The sequence below is a fragment of the Streptomyces sp. NPDC048436 genome (genome assembly GCF_043200355.1).
In the GTDB taxonomy this organism is placed as follows: domain Bacteria; phylum Actinomycetota; class Actinomycetes; order Streptomycetales; family Streptomycetaceae; genus Streptomyces.
In genome coordinates this window covers 1-23,630 of sequence record NZ_JBICXP010000007.1, presented here as the reverse complement: position 1 = coordinate 23,630, position 23,630 = coordinate 1, and the positions used below count along the sequence as shown (strand labels likewise).

The following is a 23,630-nucleotide window of genomic DNA, read 5'->3' as shown; positions in this document are numbered from 1 at the left end:
CCTCGGAGGAGTTCACGCCCGCACCTCCTCCGCGAGGACGAGCGCCGCGCGGGCCATCTCGGCGGTCGCGTCCACGTCGCTCATCATCAGCGGGATCGCCCGGCACCGGATCCCCGCCGACTCGACCCGCTCCACCACACCGGCGTCGACCGTGTCGACGAGCCATCCGTCGAGCAGGCCGCTCCCGTAGTGCTCGGCCACCGCGGCGGCCGTCGTCTCCACGCCCACGGCCGCGAGCACCTTGTCGGCCATGCCCCGCACGGGCGCGTCCCCGACGATGGGGGAGAGCCCGACGACGGGCACGCCCGCGTCGGCGATGGCCTCACGGATCCCCGGCACGGCGAGGATCGTCCCGACGCTCACCACGGGGTTGGACGGCGGGAAGATCACCACGTCCGCGTCGGCGATGGCCTCAAGGACGCCGGGGGCGGGCTTGGCCTGGTCCGCGCCGACCGGCACGATGGCCTGCGCGTCCACGGAGGCCCGCAGCCGCACCCAGTACTCCTGGAAGTGCACGGCCTTCTGCTCCCCGTCGATCGTGACGGCGACATGCGTCTCGACACGGTCGTCCGACATCGGGATGAGCCGCACGCCGGGCTGCCACCGCTCGCACAGCGCTTCGGTCACCGCGCTGAGCGGGAAGCCCGCGGCGAGCATCTGGGTCCGCACGATGTGCGTGGCGAAGTCCCGGTCGCCGAGCCCGAACCACTCCGGGCCGACGCCGTACGCCGCGAGCTCCCCCTTGACCTTGAACGTCTCGTCCGTACGACCCCAGCCCTGCTCTTCGTTGATGCCGCCGCCGAGGGTGTACATCACCGTGTCGAGGTCGGGGCAGACCTTCAGGCCGAACAGGTGGATGTCGTCACCGGTGTTGCCGATGACCGTGATGTCCGCGTCAGGCGCGGCTTTCTTGAGCCCGCGGAGGAAACGGGCGCCGCCGATACCGCCGGCCAGGACCACAATGCGCATGGCACCAAGCATGTCAGGCAGGTACGACAGTGCGTCAGGCGGTTACGACATCTCCGGCCGCGTCCGCGGTCGCCTGAGCGGTCGCCGGCTCGCCGCACCGGGCCGCGTGCATCGGCATGTCGGTCAGGCCGGGGTAGTAGATGTGCAGGCTGACGGCCGGTTCCAGGGAGTCGTTGACGACCTCGTGGACATAGCCGGGGGCGAACACGCGCTGGGCCGCGGCGCCGAGCGCGCGCTGCCCGCGCTCCGTACGCTCCGTCAGTTCACCCTCCAGGACCGTGAGTACGCCGGAGGAGAGGCCGTGGTCGTGCAGTCCGCTGCCCTGTCCCGGCACCCAGGAGAGCAGCCACACCTCATATCCCGGCCCGGTGCGCAGGCGGTGGTACCAGCGGCTCGTCGCGTCGTACTCGACGAGGTGGGCCCATTGGGCGCGGTCGGCCGCGATGGTGCGGGCAAGGCCGACGAACTCGGCCACGGTGGCCGGGTGCTCGCGGGCGGGCTGCAGGAGGTGGGTGACTTCGAGGATGTCGCCGGCGATCTGGAGGTCGCTGTCGCTGTTCATGGTGCGGTGGTTCCTCAACGTGAGTGCTGGGGTGTCGCGAGGGAGGGGTGAAGCGAGTGGCTCGGGCGGTGAAGCGCCGGAGCGGGCTCAACAGCTGGAAGCGGGATGGCTCAACAGCTGGAACAGGAACAGAGACAGCGCGCGTGGGCAGCACCGAGGAGCCCGCTGGTGCGGGTCGTCGAGAGTGCCAATTTTGCGAGCATGCCCACTAGGACAGCGGCTCACACCTTCCCTGTCAACTCTATGTCCGTTATGTGGACTATGTTTCACCACATCCGGTTGCTCTCCCAGGCGAAAGGTTTGTGCACCGGACACAGGGGACACATGGCGCATCAACCGGCGCGCAAACCCCGGCGTGAGCCCGTGACTCGAATGTGATCCCTTTCGCTTCGATGGACCGGCCGCAACGGGACCGATCTCCGTGACGTCCTTCCCTGGGGAAGGTGGTGGTCGCGGGGCGGTTCGGGATGGGCCACCGGTGAGTGTCAGCGTTTAGGCCGATTTGAACACTTTCCGCATTACCTTGGTTCCGCAGGGTGAATAAGGGGCCCAATAGCAGATCTCGGCTTGACTGGCCCGGATCGGCACACTTGTAATTTCACTCGTGTCGTTCAGCCGAAATCGGTAACGGCAAGCACCACGGGGACGCACAGACAGACGAGGGGCGCACATGACCGAGCTGGTTCAGGAACTGCTGGTCGAGGACGCGGACGAGGAACTCGGCTGGCAGGAGCGCGCCTTGTGCGCCCAGACCGACCCCGAGTCCTTCTTCCCCGAGAAGGGCGGCTCGACGCGAGAGGCCAAGAAGGTCTGCCTCGCCTGTGAGGTCCGCTCGGAATGCCTTGAGTACGCACTGGCGAACGACGAGCGGTTCGGAATCTGGGGCGGCCTTTCGGAGCGCGAACGCCGCCGCTTGAAGAAGGCGGCGGTCTGAACACGCGCCGGTTACGCCCGACCAAACGGACACACCCCTACGTAAGGAACAGCCCGTCGCCCGTGGGATATCCACAGGCGGCGGGCTGTTGTGATGCCAGCCGTTAGTGTGGGGCCCCGTCCGAGACGCCCCGGCGCCCCCATGAAGCGCAGGCGTCCACCGCAGTCCATCGAACCGGGGCCCGTACCTCGATGTCCGTGCACAGCCATTCGGCAGCCGCTCACCACGACGCTGCCGCCGCAGGGTTCGACCCGACCCGCCCGCCCGAGTTTCCGCGGCACGTCGTCACCGCCGTGATCGTCTCCCACGACGGCGCCCGCTGGCTGCCCGACGTCCTGGCCGGCCTGCTCGGCCAGGAACGCCCGGTGCAGAACGCCGTGGCCGCGGACACCGGCAGCGCGGACGACTCCGCCCGCCTGGTCACCGAGGCACTCGGCCCCGATCGCGTCCTGCACCTGGCCCGCCGCTCCGGCTTCGGCACCGCCGTCGACGAGGCGAACCGCGGCGCCGGTGTGCTGACCCCCGAAGAGCTGCCCTATCTGAAGCGCCCCAGCGGCTGGGACCCGGTCAGCCGGACCTGGCGCGACGACGCCTACGACCTCCCGGACCTGCCGCACGGCGAGCCCGAGCAGTGGCTGTGGCTGCTGCACGACGACAGCGCGCCCGAGCCGGGCGCCCTGTCCGAACTGCTGCGCGTCGTGGAGAACGAACGCGAGATCGGCAAGGACGTCGCGATCGTCGGCCCCAAGCTGCGCGGCTGGTACGACCGCCGCCAGCTCCTGGAAGTCGGCGTATCCATCGCCAACAGCGGCCGCCGCTGGACCGGCATCGACCGGCGCGAACAGGACCAGGGCCAGCACGACCACGTACGGCCCGTCCTCTCCGTCTCCACCGCCGGCATGCTGATCCGGCGTGACGTCTTCGACGAACTCGGCGGGTTCGACCGTCGCCTCCCGCTCATGCGGGACGACGTCGACCTGTGCTGGCGCGCCCAGAACGCCGGGCACCGCGTCCTCATCGCCCCCGACGCCGTCGTGCGGCACGCCGAGGCCTCCTCGCGCGAGCGCCGCACCGTCGACTGCGTCGGCCGTACGTCGACTTCGCCGCACCGCGTGGACAAGGCGGGCGCCGCCTACACGCTGCTCGTCAACGCCCGCACCGCCGTGCTGCCCTGGGTGCTCGTCCGGCTCGTCTTCGGCACCCTGCTGCGCACCGTCGCGTATCTGGTCGGCAAGGTCCCCGGACAGGCCGTCGACGAGGTCGCCGGTCTCCTGGGGACGCTGCTGCGGCCCGGACGGATCGTCAGCGCCCGTAAGCAGCGCGGCAAGTCGGCGCTCGAACCGGCCGAGATGCGGCCGCTCTTCCCGCCGCCCGGCGCCACCGTGCGGGCCACCTTCGAACAGGTCGCCGGCAGTGTCGTCGGCCGCTCCGACCCCGAGGCCGTCACCGGCGCAGGCCGACACGGAGCCGTCGAATCCGGCCCCGGAGGAGACGACGCCGACTTCCTCCAGGTCGAACAGTTCGCACGGCTCAAGCGCGTCGCCCGCAAGCCGGGACCGATGCTCTTCGTAGTGCTGCTCTTCGTCTCGCTCATCGCCTGCCGCCAACTCCTGGGCAGCGGAGCGCTCGCGGGCGGCGCGCTGCTTCCCGCACCCGCCGACTCCTCCGGCCTCTGGGCGCGCTACCTCGACGCCTGGCACCCCGTGGGGACCGGCGGCACACAGTCCGCGCCGCCCTACCTCGCGCTCGTCGCGGGGCTCTCCACCCTCTTCTTCGGGTCCACCGGACTCGCGGTCACGGTGCTCCTCGTCGGGTCGGTGCCGCTGGCCGGATTCGCCGCCTACTTCGCCTCACGGCCGCTGGTCGAGTCCCGGCTGCTGCGCGCCTGGGCCTCGGTCGCCTACGCCTTCCTGCCGGCCGCCACGGGCGCGCTCGCGGGAGGACGCATCGGCACCGCCGTCCTCGCCATCCTGCTGCCGCTCATCGCCCGCGCGGGCATCGTGGCGAGCGGACTGACCGCCTCCGGGGGCAACCGCGGGAGCTGGCGCGCCACCTGGGCGTACGCGCTGCTCCTGACGCTCACCACCGCCTTCACGCCGATCGTGTGGCCCATCGCCCTGGTGCTCGGCCTCGCGCTCCTCGTGGTGCGCCGCGGCGACATCACCGCGTACGGCCTGCGCTTCCTCGCCGGGCTCGGCACCCCGCTCCTCATGCTCGCGCCGTGGTCGCTCTCGCTGCTGCCCTTCGGCTTCTTCCGCGAGGCAGGCCTGGAGTTCGCCGCGGGCTCCGCGACCGGCCTCGACCTGCTCGGGGGCAGCCCCGGCGGCCCCGGGACCGTGGACGGGCTGCTGCTCATCGGCATCGTCCTCGCCGCCCTCGCCGCGCTCCTTCGTACCGAGCGGCAGCTCGCGGTCCGTACGGCCTGGGTCGTCGCGCTGGTCTCGCTGATCTTCGCGGCGCTCTCCAACGGCTCCGCCTGGGCAGGACCCGCCACCCTCGGCTACGGCATCGCGCTCCTCGCCGCCGCCGCGCTCGGCGCCGACGGGGCACGCACGCGTGTCGCCGAACAGAGCTTCGGCTGGCGCCAGCCGGTCGCCGTCCTCATCGCGTTCGCGGCGGCAGCCGGGCCGCTGCTCGTCGCCGCCGGGTGGATGATCCGCGGCGCCGACGGCCCCCTTGAGCGGCGCGACCCGGTCCAGGTGCCCGCGTTCGTCGCCGAGGAGAGCGGCACGCAGGACCAGGCCCGCACGCTCGTCCTGGACAGCGAGTCGGCCGCCCAGGTCTCGTACACACTGGTGCGCGGCTCGGGCGCCCGGCTCGGAGACGCCGAGCTCGCCGAAGCGGGCGGCTCGAACCGGAAGCTCGACAGAATCGTCGCCCGGCTCCTCGCGGGCTCCGGCGCCGACCAGGCCGACCAGCTCGGCGGCTTCGCGGTGCGCTACGTCCTCGTACGCGACGGCGCGCCCCGCCAGATGAGCCGCACCCTGGACTCCACGCCCGGCCTCACCCGGCTCAGCCAGGAGGACGGCAGCGCCCTGTGGCGCGTGGACCGGCAGGTCGCGCGCGCCGCGATCGTGCCCGCGTCCGGCAGCGCGGATCCGCTGCCGGTGGCCGCGGGCCCCGTCGAGCTGCACACGACCGTCCCGGCGGGCGACGAGGGCCGCACCCTGCGGCTCGCCGACGCCGCCGACGAGGGCTGGACGGCGACCCTGGACGGCCGCCCGCTGACCGCGACCACGCTGGACGGCTGGGCGCAGGGCTTCGAACTGCCCGCGTCGGGCGGTCGCCTGGACGTCACCTACGAAGCACCCGTGAGCCACACCGGCTGGCTGTGGGCGCAGGGTGCGCTCGCCGTGGTCCTCGTGGTCCTCGCCCTGCCCGGACGGCGCCGTCACGTGGACGACGACCTCCCCGAGGAGGCCGTCATCCCGGCCCAGCCCGTCGAGGGTGAGGGGCGCAGGGCGCGCAGGCTGCGGGCCGCGCAGGCCGAGCAGGAGGCAGCCGCGCAGGCAGGCGCACCGGCAGGCGTGCCGGGCGCCGGGCAGGATGACGCCGGGGCGCCACCCCCTCCTCCGGAGGAGGAGGCCTACGCGGCGGTTCCCCAGCAGCAGTCGCAGTCGTACGACGAGTGGGAGGCCCCGGGACACGCGGGCGCCGACTACGGCACATACCAAGGCGAGCAGCAGTACCAGGACGCCCAGTACCCCGCGGGCTCCTACGAGCAGCCCGCCTACCAGGACCCCTACCAGGGCGGCCAGTACGACCCGTACGCCTACGGAGGGGCGCAGGGCGGCGAGCAGTACGGCCAGTCGTTCGACGCCACCTACGGGCAGCAGCCGCCGATGCCGCCCCAGCCCCCGCAGCCCCCGCACGGCACCGACAGTGAGCGCCCCGACGGGAGCCAGCAGTGAACCGCACCACCCAGTCCCTGATCGCCGTGGCGGCCGCCCTCGCCGCCGTCACCGGATTCGCCGCGGCCAACGTGCCGGGCGGCAGCGGAGACGACGGCGCGAAGTCGGCCACGCGCCTGCCCGTCGAGCGCACCAGCCTGCTCTGCCCGGTGCCCAGTTCGTCCGACCTCGCCGAGACCTCGTACACGGCTTTCACGCCCAAGAACCCCGGAGACACGGCGGGTTCGGGCAAGGCGGAACTGGCGCCCGCGACCAGGGCGTTGACGGACGCCCCGAAGGGCGGCGGCCACGACAAGGAGAAGGCCGTCAAGCCCTTCCTGACTCCGAAGACACCGGGCAAGCCCGTCGTCGGCGAGGAATCAGGAGGCGAGTCGCCCGCGCTCCTGGGCACCGCCGACGGCGGTCTCGCCCCCGGCTGGACCGTCCAGCAGACCACCACGTACGCGGCGGGCAGCGGTCGCGGCGTCCAGGGCGCCAACTGCACGGCGCCGGACACGGACTTCTGGTTCCCCGGCGCGAGCACCGCCAAGGACCGCAGCGACTACGTCCACCTGACCAACCCGGACGACTCGGCGGCCGTCGTCGACATCGAGCTGTACGGCCCGGACGGCGCCCTCAAGACCGAGGTGGGCGAGTCGATCCAGGTCCAGCCGCACGGCAGCGTCCCGGTGCTGCTCTCCACGCTCTTCCCCAAGGAGCAGACCAACGTCACGATGCACGTCACCGCGCGCAGCGGCCGGGTCGCGGCGGCCGTGCAGTCGTCGGACGACAGACTCGGCGGCGACTGGCTGCCCGCGTCCGCCGACCCCGCGAGCCGCGTGGTCCTGCCCGGCATCCCCAAGGACGCCACTTCGGTACGTCTGGTCGCCTTCGCGCCGGGCGCCGACGACGCTGACCTGAAGGTGCAACTGGCCTCGCCCACCGGCCTGATCAGCCCGGCAGGACACGCGAGCCTGCACGTGAAGTCCGGCATGACGAACGCCATCGACCTCGGCGACGTCACCAAGGGCGAGGCGGGTTCCCTCGTCCTGACGCCGACCGAGGACGCGGCACCGGTGGTGGCCGCCCTGCGCGTCACCCGGGGCAAGGGCGCCGACAAGGAGACGGCGTTCATCCCCGGCACGAACCCGGTCGGCGCGCGGGCGACGGTGGCCGACAACCGCGCCAAGGGCTCCACGCTGTCGCTCGTCGCACCCGGCAGGAGCGGCAAGGTGAAGGTCACGGCGTCCGGGGGCTCCGAAGGCGGCTCGTCGACGACGAAGACGTACACGGTCAAGGGCGGCACGACCCTGGGGATCAAGCCCCCCGTCCCGAGCGGCCTGAAGGGCAGCTACGCGCTCACCGTGGAACCGGTGTCGGGGGATCCGGTCTACGCCTCGCGGATGCTGGAGATCCCGGAGGACGGTGTCCCCGGGTTCACGATCCAGAACCTGCCGGACGACAGGGGGACGGTGTCGGTGCCGGAGGCGGAACAGGATCTGAAGGTGCTGCAGAAGTAGGCGGGGGCGGCGCGGGGGCGGTCAGTCTTCTCCGTACCGCGGGTCGACGGACTCCGGTGAGAGCCCCAGCAGCTCGGCGACCTGCTCGACCACCACTTCGTGGACGAGCGCGGCCCGCTCGTCCCGCCCCTTGGTCCGGATCTCCACGGGCCGCCGGTAGATGACGATGCGGGCGGGCTTGGCGCCGTCGGCCTCGATCGTTCCCCCCAGGGGCACGACGTCGTCGCTCCAGTCGTCCTCACCGGCGCCCCCGCCCCGGCCGAGCGCGGGAACCTCGAGCACCAGGAACTCGATCTCACTCAGCTGCGGCCACCGCCGCTCAAGGCGCTCCACGGAGTCCTGCACCAGGTCGGTGAAGACCTCGGCGCGGCTGGCGGACAGCGGCACCTGGGGCGGCGCCACGGGGCCGCGCATGCCCCGGCCATGGCGGTCGCGGCGGCGGGGCCTCGGCTCTGCGGTGCGGGGCTGTACGGGGTCGTCCATCACTGACGAAGCGTAGTCCTCGAGATCGCCCTTTCCGCACAGCTTCGGCCTGGGTTCGGCCCGGCTTCCACACGGCTTCCCCGCGGCGTCCACCCGGCTTCCGTACCGCGCGCGACATGTCGCGCGATGACCATTCCGGCCAGGCTCGGGCCCGATTCCGTATCTCTCCTGGACCGTCGATCTCGCGGTGAATGACGGGATTTGAGCCAAGTGGTGACCGGATTCAACACCACTGGCCACCCTGGTCCCTTGCGTCACCGCAGGTCAGCGAGGCGTCACATGAGCGGCTCGTGTCGGGGATCACACCACGACACGGTGGGGTGACCTCCCGGAGAGTCGTCGCGGCCCGCTCAAGAGTGCGGTACCGTCCAACATCGTGAGCCCTGTACGTCGCTGTTCGCGCACCGCTTGCGGCCGTCCCGCCGTCGCGACGCTGACGTACGTCTACGCCGACTCGACCGCGGTCCTCGGCCCCCTCGCCACCTACGCCGAACCCCACTGCTACGACCTGTGCGCCGAGCACTCCGAGCGCCTCACCGCGCCCCGTGGCTGGGAGGTCGTCCGCCTCGCCGACGCCTCCGGTCCTGCGCGCCCCAGCGGCGATGACCTCGAAGCGCTCGCCAACGCGGTGCGTGAGGCGGCGCGCCCGCAGGAGCGCGCCGCGGGAGCCGGCGGTTCCGGCCCGCGCGCCGCTGACCCGATGCAGGTCGCGCGCCGCGGCCATCTGCGGGTGCTGCGCTCACCGGATTCCTGAGCGCCTCTCTCGCCTCTCTCCGTAGACGCCTGTCGTTTATCGCTGAACAACTTCTCCCGCGCTACCCATTGACCTGCCCATGCTGTCGACACGAGCATTCCCCCAGTTGTGAGAGATCACCTTCCGCATCACGGAAACCGGGGAGCCGCCCGTGTACGTGCAGCAGCTGGAGCCCGTGGCCGACTCGCTCGGCCTGTCCGCCCTCATCGCGACCCTTCCCCTCCTCACCGTCCTGGTCCTGCTCGGCGTCGTCCGCATGAAGGCGCACCACGCGGGCCTCATCGGCCTCGGCGTCGCGGCCCTGGTCGCCTGGGCTGCCTACGGGATGCCGCTCGGCCAGACCGCGTCGAGCGCCGCGCAAGGCGCCCTCTTCGGGCTCTTCCCCATCCTGTGGATCGTCGTCAACGCCCTGTGGGTGTACCGGATGACGGTCCGCACCCGGCACTTCGACATCCTGCGGCGCTCCTTCGGGCGGCTCTCGGACGATCCCCGCATCCAGGCCCTCGTCGTGGCCTTCTGCTTCGGGGCGCTCCTCGAGGCACTCGCCGGCTTCGGGGCGCCCGTCGCGATCTGCGCCGTGATGCTGGTGGCGCTCGGCTTCGACCCGGTGAAGGCCGCCGTCGTCGCCCTCGTGGCCAACACCGCGCCCGTGGCCTTCGGCGCCATGGGCACGCCCGTGGTGACGCTGGCTCAGGTCACCGGGCTTCCGCTGGACACCGTCGCCACGGTCGTCGGCCGCCAGACGCCCCTGCTCGCCCTGGTCGTACCGCTGCTCCTGGTCTTCCTGGTGGACGGGCGGCGCGGCCTGCGCGAGACCTGGGTGCCCGCTCTGGTCTGTGGATTCGCCTTCGCCGCCGCGCAGTTCGCCGCGTCCAACTACGTCTCCGCCCAGCTGGCCGACATCGGGGCGGCACTGGCGGGCGCGGGCGCTCTGGTGGCGGTGCCCGCCGCGCGCAGGCCGGCGACGGAGCACGTACGCGTGGCCGTCCTCACCGGCGTACGCAGCGAAGACCTGGACCACGACGACCCGCGCCCCGAGGTCCTGCGCGCCTACGCCCCGTACGCACTCATCATCGCCATTTTCTCCATCGCCCAAATCCCGCCCGTGAAGGACCTGTTGGCGAAGGCGACGCAGACCTTCGACTGGCCCTTCCTGAACGTCGGCAATCCCGACGGCGACCCGGTCGGCGGCAACCTCTTCTCGCTGCCCCTCGTGGGGACGGGCGGAACTCTCGTACTGCTGGCCGGTGTGGGCACGGCGGCCGTGATCGGGGTGCACGCGCGCGTGGCGGTGCGGGAATGGGCGGCGACCGTGTACGAACTGCGGTTCGCGATCCTCACCGTGACCTCCGTGCTGGCTCTCGCGTACGTGATGAACCTGTCCGGACAGGCCGCCACCATCGGCCACTTCGTGGCTGCGGCCGGCGCGGGGCTCGCCTTCCTCTCGCCGGTGCTCGGCTGGTTCGGCGTCGCGGTCTCCGGCTCCGACACCTCGGCCAACGCGCTCTTCGGGGCGCTCCAGGTGACGGCGGCCCAGCAGTCCGGACTCTCGCCCGAACTGCTCGCCGCCGCCAACAGTTCGGGCGGCGTACTCGGCAAGATGATCTCCCCGCAGAACCTGACGATCGCGTGCGCCGCGGTCGGACTCGCGGGCAAGGAAGGCGATCTGCTGCGCAAGGTACTGCCGTGGAGCATCGGCCTGTTGCTGGTGATGTGTCTGATCGTGGTGGGGCAGAGCACGGTGGTGCTGGGCTGGATGCTGCCGTGAGGACGGACCCCTTGCGGGGCCGGGGCGGGACCGGTGCGGGGCCGGCCCGCGGAGGGTGACACTGGCTTGAGGCGCTCACAGCTGGTTGTCAGTTGTTGCGGGTAGTTTGGGGTGACCGACGAGTCTTTCCGACTTCGCTGAACTCGCAGAACCTGCAGAGAGGGTTGGCCGTGACTGCTGATCTGTCCCAGATCGTGAAGGCGTACGACGTGCGCGGGGTGGTCCCGGACCAGTGGGACGAGTCGCTGGCCGAGTTGTTCGGGGCGGCCTTCGCGCGGGTGACGGAGGCCGACGCGATCGTCACGGGGCACGACATGCGGCCGTCGTCGCCGGGCCTCTCGCGTGCCTTCGCCCGCGGGGCCGCGGCCCTCGGCGTCGATGTCACGGAGATCGGCCTCTGCTCCACGGACCAGCTCTACTACGCGTCGGGCGCCCTGAATCTGCCGGGCGCGATGTTCACGGCCTCGCACAACCCCGCGCAGTACAACGGCATCAAGATGTGCCGCGCGGGCGCGGCCCCGGTCGGCCAGGACACCGGCCTCGCCGAGATCCGCTCCCTGGTCGAGGGCTGGACGCAGACCGGCGCCCCCGAGAGCGCCGCCACGCCGGGCACCCTCTCGCAGCGCGACACCCTCACGGACTACGCGGCGCACCTGCGTGGCCTGGTGGACCTGATGTCCATCCGCCCGCTCAAGGTCGTCGTCGACGCGGGCAACGGCATGGGCGGGCACACCGTCCCGACGGTCTTCGACGGCCTGCCGCTGACGCTCGTACCGATGTACTTCGAGCTGGACGGCACCTTCCCGAACCACGAGGCCAACCCCCTCGACCCGAAGAACATCGTGGACCTGCAGCAGCGGGTGCGCGACGAGGGCGCCGACCTCGGCATCGCCTTCGACGGTGACGCGGACCGCTGCTTCGTCGTCGACGAGAACGGCGACCCGGTCTCCCCGTCGGCGATCACCGCCCTGGTCGCCTCTCGCGAGCTGGCGCGCAACGGCGGCAAGGGCACCGTCATCCACAACCTCATCACCTCGTGGTCGGTCCCGGAGGTCGTGCGGGAGAACGGCGGCACGCCGGTCCGCACCCGCGTGGGCCACTCCTTCATCAAGGCGGAGATGGCCAAGTCGGGCGCCATCTTCGGCGGCGAGCACTCGGCGCACTACTACTTCCGCGACTTCTGGAACGCGGACACGGGCATGCTGGCCGCGCTCCACGTCCTCGCGGCGCTCGGCGGCCAGGACGGCACGCTGTCGGCCCTCGTCGCCCAGTACGACCGCTATGCGGGCTCCGGCGAGATCAACTCCACGGTCGACGACCAGACGGCCCGCCTCGCCGCCATCAAGGCGAAGTACGCCGACCAGGAGGGCGTCACCCTCGACGAACTGGACGGCCTCACGGTGACCGCCGAGGACTGGTGGTTCAACGTCCGGGCCTCCAACACGGAGCCGCTGCTGCGCCTGAACGTAGAGGCACGGGACGAGCCCACGATGACCAGGACCCGCGACGAGGCCCTGGCCATCATCAGGGCCTGACCAAAGGGGGCAACGCCACCCCCGGCGTTGCCCCGCCCGCCCACCCCCGCCCCCGTCGATCGCCTACGGGGGCCCGGGGCGCGGCCCCGCCCGTCACCCGCCCAAGGCCCCGGGGCCAGAGGTAGGCTGACCAGGCCACATCCCGCACCCGCCCCCCGAAGGGACCCACCCCATGCCGCTCGAAGCCGGCCTCCTGGAGATCCTCGCCTGCCCGGCCTGCCACGCCCCCCTCAAGGAAGCGGACGCGGAGCTGGTCTGCACGGCGGACGGCAAGGACTGCGGCCTCGCCTACCCCGTCCGCGACGGCATCCCCGTACTCCTCGTCGACGAGGCCCGCCGCCCCGCGTAAAACCCCGCGTAAAGCCCCCCGCAGGGCCCCGCGCAACGACAAGAAGAGGCGGCCCGCGGCCCGCGCGCCGTCCGGCGAATCGGAGGCCCGATCCCATGCTCGACGAATCGCTGCTTGACGCCCCGGAGGCCCTCGCCGTGGCCGACCGCCGAGGTCTCCTCCGCGGCGCGGCCGAGGCAGGCGCCCGCGTCCGCACCGCCGTACGGCACGCCACCGAGGCCGGGCTCACGCAGCTCAAGCCGGACGGCCGCCCCCGCGCCATCCTGATCGCGGGCCCCGGCACCGCCTCCACCTGCGTGGCCGACCTGCTCGGCACTCTCGCGGGCGCGGGCTGCCCCGTGATCCGCCTGGCCCCCACCGGCGTGGCCCCCGCGGCAGGCGCCCTGCGTTGGGCGCTCCCCGGCTGGGCCGGCTCCGTGGACCTGCTGCTCATCGCCACACCGGACGGCACGGAACCGGGCCTGGAACTCCTCGCCGAACAGGCGTATCGCCGTGGCTGCACCGTCGTCGCCGTGGCCCCCGCCCGCTCCCCGCTGGCCGAGAGCGTCGAGGGTTCGCACGGCCTCACGGTCGCGATGGCCACCTCTCCGTACGGCGAGTACGAAACCCCGCACGACGGAGAGCGAGCGTCCGAGACGTACGAAGCACGCCGCGTGGACGACGAGGCGGCCGCCTCCGCCCCCGCCACGCTCTGGGCCCTGCTCACCCCCCTCCTGATCCTCCTGGACCGCACGGGCCTTGTCACCGCGCCGCCCGAGACCCTGGAGAAGATCGCCGACCGCCTCGACCACGTCGCGGAACGCTGCGGTCCGGTCATCGCCACGTACAGCAACCCCGCCAAGACACTCGCCGCCGAACTCGCCGAAGCGCTGCCGGTGATCTGGACCGAGGGCCAGTTCGCGGGCCCCGCCGGCCGCCGCTTCGCCGCCACGCTCGCCGAACTCGCCGGACACCCTGCGGTCGCGGGCGAACTGCCCGAAGCGCTGCCCGCCCACGGCGCCCTGCTCGCCGGCAACCTCGCCCCGAGCGCCGACGGCGACGACTTCTTCCGCGACCGCGTCGAGGAACCCCAGACGCTGCGCGCCCGCGTCGTCCTGCTCCGCGACCGCCCGGCGGACGAAGGCGGCCTCAGCGCGGCGCCCGCGGCCCGCGAGCTCGCCCACGGCCACGACATCGCGATCAGCGAGCTCGAACCGGAGGAGGGCGGCGATCTCGAGAGCCTCGCGGAGCTGATCGCCATCACGGATTTCGCCGCCGTTTACCTGGCGCTCGCCCCGAGGGACGGATCATGACCGCAGCCCGGTCATGAACCGAGACCCCGCACCACGTACGTATACGTAAGGGAGAACCCCTCCGTGGACCGCCTCACCAACACCATCCGCCCCTACGCCTGGGGTTCCACCACCGCCATCGCGGAGCTCCTCGGCGTCGAGCCGACCGGTGAACCGCAGGCAGAGATGTGGATGGGGGCCCACCCGGGCGCACCCTCGCGGACCGGGCGAGGTCCGCTGGACGAGGTGATCGCCGAGGACCCGCCGCACGAGCTCGGAAAGGCCGCGGTCACCAAGTTCGGCCCGCGCCTGCCCTTCCTCCTCAAGATCCTCGCCGCGGGCGCCCCGCTCTCCCTCCAGGTGCACCCCAATCTGGAGGAGGCGCGGGAGGGGTACGAGGACGAGGAGCGCCGCGGCGTCCCGATCGACGCCCCGCACCGCAACTACAAGGACGCCAACCACAAGCCCGAACTGATCTGCGCCCTCACGCCGTTCGACGGCCTGTGCGGATTCCGCGCCCCCGTCGAGACCGCGGAGCTGCTGGCCGGTCTGGGCGTCGACTCCCTGAAGCCGTACGTCGACCTGCTGCACGCCAAGCCCGAAGAGGCCGCGCTGCGCGAGGTCCTGACGGCCGTTCTGACCGCCGACCCCGAGGCGATGGCCGCGACCGTCGCCGAGGTCACCGAGGCCGCCGAACGCCTGGGCGGCGACTACGCCCCGTACGCGGGCATCGCCCGGCACTACCCGGGTGATCCGGGCGTCATCGCGGCGATGCTCCTCAACTACGTCCAACTGCGGCCCGGCGAGGCCCTGTTCCTCGGCGCGGGCGTCCCGCACGCCTACCTCGACGGCCTCGGTGTCGAAATCATGGCGAACTCGGACAACGTGCTGCGCTGCGGCCTGACCCCCAAGCACGTCGACGTACCCGAACTCCTGCGCGTCGTCCGCTTCGAGGCGAGCGACCCCGGAGTCCTGCGCCCAGAGGCAGCGTCCGGCAGCGAAGAGGTCGCCGAGGAGGTCGCCGAAGAGGTCTACGACACCCCGATCGACGAGTTCCGCCTCTCCCGCCTCGTCCTGCCCGAGGGCGCCGCGCCGCACGACCTCACGGCCGCCACCCCGCAGATCCTGCTCTGCGTCGCGGGCTCGGTCGCTGTGGGCGGCGCGGGGGAACTGACGCCCGGTGAATCCGTGTTCGTCCCCGCGGACGAAAGGGCCGAAGTGTCGGGAGTCGGCACGGTCTTCCGGGCCACAGTGGTGGCCTGAGTCACCACCAGTGCCCCGTGCTGCAACAATGGCCCATCGCAAAGGCCGGGCAAAGCGGCAGTGGACCATGAACGTACGCAGGCGAAGGGACAACGGGCACACATGAGCGCGTCAGGCGGAACAAAGGCGATTGTCGCGGCACTCGCCGCGAACCTCGCGATCGCGGTGGCGAAGTTCGTCGCGTTCATCTTCAGTGGCTCGTCGTCGATGCTCGCGGAGAGCGTGCACTCGCTCGCGGACTCGGGCAACCAGGGCCTGCTGCTCGTCGGCGGCAAGAAGGCGCAGCGCGAGGCGACACCGCAACACCCCTTCGGGTATGGCCGCGAGCGCTACATCTACGCCTTCCTGGTCTCCATCGTGCTCTTCTCGGTCGGCGGCATGTTCGCGATCTACGAGGGCTACGAGAAGATCAAGCACCCGCACGAGATCGAGCACTGGTACTGGCCGGTCGGCGTCCTGGTGTTCGCGATCATCGCCGAGAGCTTCTCCTTCCGTACGGCCATCAAGGAGTCCAACCACACGCGCGGCAGCCTCACGTGGACGCAGTTCGTCCGCCGCGCGAAGGCCCCCGAGCTGCCGGTCGTGCTCCTTGAGGACCTGGGCGCGCTGGTCGGTCTGGTGCTGGCCCTGATCGGCGTCGGCCTGGCGCTCGGCACGGGCGACGGCGTCTGGGACGGCATCGGCACCCTCTGCATCGGCATCCTGCTCATCCTGATCGCGATCATCCTCGCCGCGGAGACCAAGTCCCTGCTCCTGGGCGAGGCCGCGGGCACGGACGAGGTCGAGAAGATCGAGAAGGCCCTGGTCGACGGCGAAACGGTCACCCGCGTCATCCACATGCGCACGCTGCACCTGGGCCCCGAGGAGCTCCTCGTCGCCGCCAAGATCGCCGTGCAACACGACGACACGGCCACCGAGGTGGCCTCCGCGATCAACGCCGCCGAAGGGCGCATCCGCGCGGCGGTCCCGATCGCCCGCGTCATCTACCTGGAGCCGGACATCTACAGCGAGAGCGCGGCAGCCGAGGGCACCAACCCGGCGAAGGCACCGGGCAGTCACTGACTTTCCCCCGCTCTCGCACTACCGCTCTCGTACGTCGATGGGGCCCCGCACCGTTCAGGTGCGGGGCCCCATCGACGTACAGCAACTACCGGTCAGCGGACCTCGCGCAGCACGTCGAGGATCGCCGCCTCGTCGGGCGCCGACCCAAGACGCTCACGGAAGCCCGTGTCCATCAGCTTCCGTGAGAGCAGCGCGAGAATCCGCAGATGCTCGTCGCCCGCGGCCGCCTCCGGCACGGAGATCATGAAGATGAGCTTGGCCCTCGTACCGTCGATGGCACCCCACTCGATGCCCTGGGCCGACCGCGCGAACCCGACCACCGGCGCGGTCACCGCATCGGTCTTGGCATGCGGGATGGCGATCTCCTCGCCGAGCCCGGTGGTGCCCTGTTCCTCGCGACGCAGCGCCGTCCGCACGAGCTCCTCCACGTCGGCGACCTTGCCGGTGGCGGCAAGGAGGTTCGCCATCTCACGGATCGCGGAGTCCTTGTCGGCGGAGTCCAACTGGACCTTCACGGTCCGCTCGGTGAGATACCCGGAGAGGACTTCGTCGGCCTCGGGCGCCGCTGCCGCCGGGGCGGGCGCCTTCCGCAGCGCCTCGGCCCCACCCGTGGTGGTGGTCCCGGCTCCCACACCGGCAAGCACCGGCTCGGGCCCGCCCGGCACATCGACGAGCGGCGTCCCGCGCCGCTTGCGCTCGCTGATGTCGACCAGGGTGACGGTCGTCAGCGCCGTGACCACGGTGCCGATGGCGACGGCGAGGAAGAACATCGGTACGCCGCCGACGGCGCCAAGCACGGCCACGATCGGACCGCCGTGCGGTACCGCGTCCTCGACGCTCGCCATGCCCGCGACGGCACCGGCGACGGCGCCACCGAGCATGTTGGCCGGGATGACCTGCGCGGGCCGCGCGGCCGCGAAGGGGATCGCACCCTCCGAGATCCCGAACAAGCCCATGAACAGAGCCGCCATACCGGTCTCCCGCTCCTGCTCGGAGTAGAGCCGGCGCCGGATCAGCGTGGCGAGACCCTGGCCGAGCGGCATGACCGGGATCGCCGCGGCGCACATGCCCATGACGGTCTGGTTGCCGGTCGCGATGAGCCCCGTACCGAACAGGAACGCCGTCTTGTTGACCGGGCCGCCCATGTCGAAGGCGATCATGAGTCCGAGAATCGCGCCGAGCAGGATCGCGCTGGTCCCGGTCATGCCGCTGAGCCAGTCGGTCAGGTGCTCGAAGATCCACGAGATCGGTTTGCCGATGACGTAGATGAAGAAGAGGCCGAGTGCCGTGGTCGCGACGATGGGGATCACGATGATCGGCATGATCGGCCGGGCGAACTTGGGGACCTTGACCTTCTTGATCCACAGCACCAGATATCCGGCGAGGAAACCGGTCACGATGGCCCCGATGAAGCCCGCGCCCGCCTTGGAGTCGTACAGCTCACCGGTGTTGGCGATCCAGCCGCCGATCATGCCCGGCACGAGCGCGGGCCGGTCGCCGATGGCGTACGCGATATAGCCGGAGAGGATCGGCACCATCAGCGTGAAGCCGATGACGCCGATGGCGTTGACGTGGGCCCAGAAGGTGCCCTCCGGGATGACATAGCCCTTGGCGGTGGCATCGCCGCCGAGCGCGAGCGAGATCGCGATCAGCAGCCCGCCGACCACGACGAACGGAATCATGTACGAGACGCCGTTCATCAGCGCCTTGTACGCGAGGCTCCGCTCCTTGCCGCCTCCGCCCCCGCCCCCGCTCTTGCCACCGCTGGAGCCCGGCTCGGCGGAACCGCTGCCTCCGCCACCGCCTCCGCCGTACACCGGCGCGCCCTGCACCTGCTCGATGAGGCGCTCGGGGTGGCTGATGCCCTCGGACACTCCGACGGACAGGATCCGCTTGCCGGTGAAGCGGCTGCGGTCGACGTCCTTGTCGGCGGCGATGATGACGCCGTCAGCATCCCTGACATCGTTGTCAGTCAAGACGTTCTCGGCACCGATCGAGCCTTGCGTCTCCACCTTCATGTCGATGCCGAGGCTCTCCGCGGCCTGCGAGAGCTTCTCCGCCGCCATATACGTATGAGCGATACCGGTCGGACAGGCGGTCACCGCGAGCAGCTTGAGCTTCCGCTGCTCGCCGGTGTCCCCGCCTATGGGGGGATCGGCCGGATGGGTCACGTGGATCTCCTAACGCCTTCGTCACACAAGATCGCGCAAATGTTCCCGATCTCAAGGCATCCTGCAACACGTAAGCGCAGGTTCAAAAGCGCAAAGGTCCCAAATGTGCAGGTCTGTTGCCCTGTACGTATCGGCCCCGCCCTTCCCGCCGCCCCGGGAGGCGGGCTGGGGCTGACTGGGCCGATCGGTGTAGCTTTGTGACCGAGCCAGACGTCGCTGCTGATGGCGGTCGGGCGGTGCCTGCACGGACCGGCCGAGGGAGAGAGGGCCTCCGACGGACTGCGCTGCTGCGCGCCGGTGCATCTCCTGTGCCGTCGTCGCAGGTCAGCCATGTCCACCCACCCTCGATCAACCCCCACGAGGAGCAGCTCACCAATGTCGACTCTCACCAACGGCCAGGACTTCAAGGTCGCCGATCTCTCCCTGGCCGAGTTCGGCCGCAAGGAGATCACCCTCGCCGAGCACGAGATGCCCGGCCTGATGTCGATCCGCAAGGAATTCGCCGCCACTCAGCCGCTGGCCGGCGCCCGCATCATGGGCTCGCTGCACATGACCGTGCAGACCGCCGTCCTCATCGAGACCCTGGTCGCCCTGGGCGCCGAGGTCCGCTGGGTCTCCTGCAACATCTTCTCGACCCAGGACCACGCGGCCGCGGCCATCGCCGTCGGCCCGAACGGCACCCCGGACAACCCCCAGGGCATCCCGGTCTTCGCCTGGAAGGGCGAGACCCTTGAGGAGTACTGGTGGTGCACGGAGCAGGCCCTGACCTGGCCGAACACCCCCACCGGCGGCCCGAACATGATCCTGGACGACGGCGGCGACGCCACCATGCTCGTCCACAAGGGCGTCGAGTACGAGAAGGCCGGCAAGGTCCCGTCCGAGGACACCGCCGAGTCGGACGAGCACCGCGTCGTCCTCCAGGTCCTCAACCGCACCATCACCGAGGGCTCGCAGAAGTGGACCCAGCTCGCCTCGGAGATCCGCGGCGTGACGGAGGAGACCACGACGGGTGTCCACCGTCTGTACGAGATGCACCGCGACGGCACGCTGCTGTTCCCGGCGATCAACGTCAATGACGCCGTCACCAAGTCGAAGTTCGACAACAAGTACGGCTGCCGCCACTCCCTGATCGACGGCATCAACCGCGCCACGGACGTCCTGATCGGCGGCAAGACCGCCCTCGTCTGCGGTTACGGCGATGTCGGCAAGGGCTGTGCCGAGTCCCTCCGCGGCCAGGGCGCCCGGGTGATCGTCACCGAGGTCGACCCGATCTGTGCCCTCCAGGCGGCGATGGACGGCTTCCAGGTCACGACGCTGGACGAGGTCGTCGACAAGGTCGACATCTTCGTCACCACGACCGGCAACAAGGACATCATCATGGCCTCGGACATGGCCAAGATGAAGCACCAGGCGATCGTCGGCAACATCGGCCACTTCGACAACGAGATCGACATGGCGGGTCTGGCGAACATCCCGGGCATCGTCAAGGACGAGGTCAAGCCGCAGGTCCACACGTGGACGTTCCCCGACGGCAAGGTCCTCATCGTCCTCTCCGAGGGCCGCCTGCTGAACCTGGGCAACGCGACCGGCCACCCGTCCTTCGTGATGTCCAACTCCTTCGCGGACCAGACCCTGGCCCAGATCGAGCTGTTCACCAAGCAGGAGGAGTACCCGACCGACGTCTACGTGCTCCCCAAGCACCTGGACGAGAAGGTCGCCCGTCTCCACCTGGACGCGCTCGGCGTGAAGCTCACGACGCTGCGCCCCGAGCAGGCCTCGTACATCGGCGTCGAGGTAGAGGGCCCGTACAAGCCGGACCACTACCGCTACTGACCGAGCCGCCCGGGGCCCCACCCCGGCAGCCCGACCTCACCAGCAGGCCTCTGCCCCCTCACCGGGGCGGGGGCCTGCTCCCGTCGGGGACGGGGCCCGTAACCTGGCAGGCCCGGCATCAGCCTCGCGCTTCCGCCGCTGCCACGATGGTGACGACAGCCAACAGGGTTACGAAGCCCAGCCCAGTCAACCCAGTCAGCCCCCGATGAGGACCGAGCCCCGATGCCCCGCGGCCACTATTCGCTCCACGATCCGCACGACCACACCTCCCTCGGTGAAGAACACTTCCACTGCGCCCCCGGCCCCTCCGGCTGGCGCTACGTCTCCCAGCGGAACGCCGCCTCGGGCGTGCCCGCCGGATCCGTCGACCTCGCCCTCGACGAACTCGGCCGCCCCATCCGCCTCGAACTGCACGCGGGGGACTGGCAGATCCGGGCCGCCGCGATCGACGGCGTCACCTGGGTGCGCACCGACCCCACCGGCACCCACGCCACCGAAGACAACGCCCCCGCCCAGGCCTTCACCGGCACATCCCCCGCTTTCCTCATCGCCACCGCACGACTCCTGCGCCTCACCCCCGCTTCCCCCACGACCCGCGTCCGCCTCGTCGCCTTCACCGACCCGGTCCTGGCGCCCCGCACCCTCGACCAGTCCTGGGCCCTGCTGAAAAGCGAAGCACACGCCACTGACAACGGCCCCCTGACCGTGGACGAATACCAGGTCACAGCCCTGGACACCGGCGAGCAGCACGCCATCCACATCGCGGGCGACGTCGTCCTCGCGGCCCCCGGCATCGAGCTGGAGAACCTCGAATCCCCACCCTCGACGTTCGCCTGACCTCACCCCGGACCCAGCCTTACGCGGGTGGCACGAACCCGGTGCCGGGAGGCGGGGCCTCCGCACCTTCCTGATCCCCCGGCCGTTCAGGAACCGCGTGCTGTGCCGCCGGGTGAGCGGCGGAGGCAGGAACAGTCCAAGCCGCCCCCGGCCCCACGTACTCCGGCGGCGGCGTCACATACCCCGGACCGGTCGGCTGCTGCCCGCCCCCACCGAACGCCCGCCGAGCGTCACGGACCTGCCGCTCCTGCACGACAGCGGCCAGGTACGCGGCCGGCGGAACCCCCTCCGGCGCCGGCGCCCCCGTCCGCGCCACGAGATCCCCGGCAAGCCGCTCCGCCATGGCCCACCCCACCTGCGGATCCAACTGCCCCATCCGCGTCAGGTACTGCCGGATCGCCAGCCACAACCCGTCGGGCACCCCGGACAGATCGAGCCCCGAGAACCGCCCCGCGAGCCAGGGCGGCGGCGGAGGCACGAACGCCGCGCGCGCGGCAGGCACCCGCTCCCGTACGACGAGCGTCCCCGCGAACACATCACCGAGCCGCCGCCCACGAGCCGACACCAGCGAGGCGATGCACGCGACGACGCCGAACGTCCCCAGAATCTCGATGACCCCCACCGCGCCCCTCACCAAAGCGTGCCGGAAACGGATCGGCCCCCCGTCGTCCCGCACCACCCGCAGCCCGCACGCCAGCTTCCCTAGCGACCGCCCATGGCTGAGCGTCTCCACCGCGATCGGCCCACCGACCAGGACCAGCACAAAGCTGGCGACAGCGACCGCCGCGGCCGCGGCATCGTCCAGGGAGGACGTAGAGGCCACGATCGCCACGGTCACGACCAGGAAGACCGCCCAGGCCACCACCAAGTCGATCAGTACGGCGAGCGCCCGGCTCGGCAGCTTCGCCGGCCTCAGCTCAAGCGCCACCGCCTCGCCCGTCACAAGCTCACTCACGCCAGCCGCCCTTCCCTGCCCTGCCCTCGGAGCAGCCAGTCTGCCAAGCTGAGGCAGCATCGCGCCGCAGTACGAGGAGCAGCCACCTGATGGACCTCGACGTCTTCGTGTCCGCCCACCGAGCCGAGTGGGACCGACTCGACGCCCTGCTGCGCCGCCGACGCCGCCTCAACGGAGCCGAGGCGGACGAACTCGTCGCCCTCTACCAACGCACCGCCACCCACCTCTCCCTCATCCAGTCCAGCGCCCCGGACCCGCAACTCACCGGCCGTCTGACAAACCTGGTGGCACGCGCGCGTAGTGCGGTGACAGGAACCCGCCGAGCCTCCTGGCGTGACGTCACCCGCTTCCTGGCCCACGGTTTCCCCGCGGCGATCTACCGCTCCCGCCACTGGTGGGTCCCCACCGCCCTCCTCTCGACGGCCCTCGCGGTCATCATCGGCTGGTGGGTCGCCACACACCCGGAGGTTCAGTCCTCCATCGCGGCCCCCTCGGAACTACGCGACCTCACCCGCCCCGGTGGGGAGTACGAGACGTACTACTCAAGCCACCCGGCGGCCTCGTTCGCCGCCCAGGTCTGGACGAACAACGCCCAGGCCGCGGCGATGTGCCTGGTCCTGGGCGCCTTCCTCTGCTTCCCCGTCATCTGGATCCTCTTCCAGAACATGCTGAACCTGGGCGTAGGGATAGGCCTGATGTCCTCCGCCGGCCGCCTCGACACCTTCCTGGGCCTGGTCCTCCCTCACGGTCTCCTGGAACTGACCGCGGTCTTCGTAGCCGCCGGCACAGGCCTGCGCCTCGGCTGGACCCTCATCGACCCCGGCCCGCGCTCGCGCCGCACAGCACTCGCCGAGGAGGGCCGAGCCGCCCTGGGCATGGCAGTAGGCCTGGCCCTGGTCCTGTTCATCTCGGGCGCCATCGAAGGCTTCGTCACCCCCTCCGGCCTGCCGACCTCGGCCCGCATCGGCATAGGCATCGCGGCTGAACTGGCATTCCTCGTGTACGTCTATGTCGTGGGCGGCAGAGCCTCAAGAGCCGGTGCCACAGGAGACGTTGACCCCGCCGAACGCAGCGCCACGGTTCCCACCGCGGCGTGATGTGCGTACGACCCTGCTGACCTGCTAGTCTCCTCGACGCCCCAAGAAAACCGTTGACACGGCAGGACGGGGGAGGTAGATTCGAACAGTTGCCTAGAACTGGACAAGTCCAGTGGCGGCAGTTAACATCTGCCTGCTTCTTGAATTTCATTAGCCAAGAAGCCACTCCCGATAAATCGGAAACCGCAGCCGGTAAGACCGGCCGAAAACTTCTGATAAAGTCGGGCTCGCCGGAAAGGGAAACGCGAAAGCCGAAAGGCAGGGACGGGAACCGGAAAGGCGCCGAGGAAATCGGACACGAAAGAGTCTGATAGAGTCGGAAACGCAAGAACAGCAAGACAAAAGAAACACCGAAGGGAAGCGCCCGGAGGAAAGCC

Annotated in this window: 18 protein-coding genes; 13 read left to right on the top strand and 5 right to left on the bottom strand. The window is 70.9% G+C overall.

The window, feature by feature from the left end:
* Positions 1-12 precede the first annotated feature (12 nt).
* Both cofD and ACGFX9_RS23910 read right to left on the bottom strand, forming a co-directional pair.
* The gene (cofD, locus tag ACGFX9_RS23915) at positions 13-969 is read right to left on the bottom strand and encodes a 2-phospho-L-lactate transferase (protein ID WP_393475477.1); all 957 of its coding nucleotides are present in this window, start codon (positions 967-969) and stop codon (positions 13-15) included.
* A 34-nt stretch (positions 970-1,003) separates the two neighbouring features.
* Positions 1,004-1,531, bottom strand: coding sequence for a cysteine dioxygenase (locus ACGFX9_RS23910; RefSeq protein ID WP_393475474.1), 528 nt, complete (start codon positions 1,529-1,531; stop codon positions 1,004-1,006).
* A gap of 670 nt (positions 1,532-2,201) precedes the next feature.
* Here ACGFX9_RS23910 and ACGFX9_RS23905 point away from each other — a divergent pair.
* The 3 genes from ACGFX9_RS23905 to ACGFX9_RS23895 all read left to right on the top strand — a co-directional run bounded on the left by ACGFX9_RS23905 (position 2,202) and on the right by ACGFX9_RS23895 (position 7,875).
* Positions 2,202-2,465 (top strand): WhiB family transcriptional regulator, encoded by a 264-nt coding sequence (locus ACGFX9_RS23905; protein ID WP_016642094.1) that lies wholly within the window; start codon positions 2,202-2,204, stop codon positions 2,463-2,465.
* A gap of 191 nt (positions 2,466-2,656) precedes the next feature.
* Positions 2,657-6,376, top strand: coding sequence for a glycosyltransferase (locus tag ACGFX9_RS23900; protein ID WP_393475472.1), 3,720 nt, complete (start codon positions 2,657-2,659; stop codon positions 6,374-6,376).
* Positions 6,373-7,875, top strand: coding sequence for a DUF5719 family protein (locus tag ACGFX9_RS23895; RefSeq protein ID WP_393475469.1), 1,503 nt, complete (start codon positions 6,373-6,375; stop codon positions 7,873-7,875). Before ACGFX9_RS23900 ends, ACGFX9_RS23895 begins: the two co-directional genes overlap by 4 nt.
* Positions 7,876-7,896: 21 nt before the next feature.
* Here ACGFX9_RS23895 and ACGFX9_RS23890 read toward each other — a convergent pair whose 3' ends face one another.
* Positions 7,897-8,358, bottom strand: a complete 462-nt coding sequence (locus ACGFX9_RS23890; RefSeq protein WP_393476545.1) for a metallopeptidase family protein — start codon at positions 8,356-8,358, stop codon at positions 7,897-7,899.
* A gap of 376 nt (positions 8,359-8,734) precedes the next feature.
* Between ACGFX9_RS23890 and ACGFX9_RS23885 the strand changes: the two genes are divergently transcribed.
* The 7 genes from ACGFX9_RS23885 to ACGFX9_RS23855 all read left to right on the top strand — a co-directional run bounded on the left by ACGFX9_RS23885 (position 8,735) and on the right by ACGFX9_RS23855 (position 16,360).
* Entirely contained in the window at positions 8,735-9,112 is a 378-nt protein-coding gene (locus tag ACGFX9_RS23885) for a DUF3499 domain-containing protein (protein WP_393475466.1), read from the top strand.
* A 151-nt stretch (positions 9,113-9,263) separates the two neighbouring features.
* Positions 9,264-10,880: an L-lactate permease gene (locus tag ACGFX9_RS23880; protein WP_393475464.1), complete on the top strand. Its 1,617-nt coding sequence runs from the start codon at positions 9,264-9,266 to the stop codon at positions 10,878-10,880.
* A 170-nt stretch (positions 10,881-11,050) separates the two neighbouring features.
* Positions 11,051-12,415 carry a phosphomannomutase/phosphoglucomutase gene (locus ACGFX9_RS23875; protein ID WP_393475461.1) on the top strand — a complete coding sequence of 455 codons (1,365 nt, stop codon included), beginning with the start codon at positions 11,051-11,053 and terminating at the stop codon, positions 12,413-12,415.
* 172 nt (positions 12,416-12,587) lie between these two features.
* Positions 12,588-12,764 carry a Trm112 family protein gene (locus tag ACGFX9_RS23870; RefSeq protein ID WP_393402841.1) on the top strand — a complete coding sequence of 59 codons (177 nt, stop codon included), beginning with the start codon at positions 12,588-12,590 and terminating at the stop codon, positions 12,762-12,764.
* A gap of 95 nt (positions 12,765-12,859) precedes the next feature.
* Positions 12,860-14,056, top strand: coding sequence for an SIS domain-containing protein (locus tag ACGFX9_RS23865; RefSeq protein WP_393475457.1), 1,197 nt, complete (start codon positions 12,860-12,862; stop codon positions 14,054-14,056).
* A 63-nt stretch (positions 14,057-14,119) separates the two neighbouring features.
* On the top strand, positions 14,120-15,298 hold the full coding sequence (manA, locus tag ACGFX9_RS23860; RefSeq protein WP_393475455.1) for a mannose-6-phosphate isomerase, class I: 1,179 nt from the start codon (positions 14,120-14,122) through the stop codon (positions 15,296-15,298).
* A gap of 102 nt (positions 15,299-15,400) precedes the next feature.
* Entirely contained in the window at positions 15,401-16,360 is a 960-nt protein-coding gene (locus ACGFX9_RS23855; RefSeq protein WP_393475452.1) for a cation diffusion facilitator family transporter, read from the top strand.
* Between the two features lie 92 nt (positions 16,361-16,452).
* On the opposite strand, the gene ACGFX9_RS23850 is transcribed toward ACGFX9_RS23855, so the two are convergent.
* Positions 16,453-18,531 carry a fructose-specific PTS transporter subunit EIIC gene (locus ACGFX9_RS23850; RefSeq protein ID WP_393475449.1) on the bottom strand — a complete coding sequence of 693 codons (2,079 nt, stop codon included), beginning with the start codon at positions 18,529-18,531 and terminating at the stop codon, positions 16,453-16,455.
* A 375-nt stretch (positions 18,532-18,906) separates the two neighbouring features.
* On the opposite strand from ACGFX9_RS23850, the gene ahcY reads away from it, so the two are divergent.
* Entirely contained in the window at positions 18,907-20,364 is a 1,458-nt protein-coding gene (ahcY, locus tag ACGFX9_RS23845) for an adenosylhomocysteinase (RefSeq protein WP_393475447.1), read from the top strand.
* Between the two features lie 222 nt (positions 20,365-20,586).
* Positions 20,587-21,201 carry a hypothetical protein gene (locus ACGFX9_RS23840; protein WP_393475444.1) on the top strand — a complete coding sequence of 205 codons (615 nt, stop codon included), beginning with the start codon at positions 20,587-20,589 and terminating at the stop codon, positions 21,199-21,201.
* A gap of 19 nt (positions 21,202-21,220) precedes the next feature.
* Here the strand turns inward: ACGFX9_RS23840 and ACGFX9_RS23835 are convergent, their stop codons facing one another.
* The gene (locus ACGFX9_RS23835) at positions 21,221-22,156 is read right to left on the bottom strand and encodes an RDD family protein (protein ID WP_393475441.1); all 936 of its coding nucleotides are present in this window, start codon (positions 22,154-22,156) and stop codon (positions 21,221-21,223) included.
* Positions 22,157-22,245: 89 nt separating this feature from the next.
* On the opposite strand from ACGFX9_RS23835, the gene ACGFX9_RS23830 reads away from it, so the two are divergent.
* The gene (locus ACGFX9_RS23830; protein WP_393475439.1) at positions 22,246-23,253 is read left to right on the top strand and encodes a stage II sporulation protein M; all 1,008 of its coding nucleotides are present in this window, start codon (positions 22,246-22,248) and stop codon (positions 23,251-23,253) included.
* Positions 23,254-23,630: the final 377 nt, after the last annotated feature.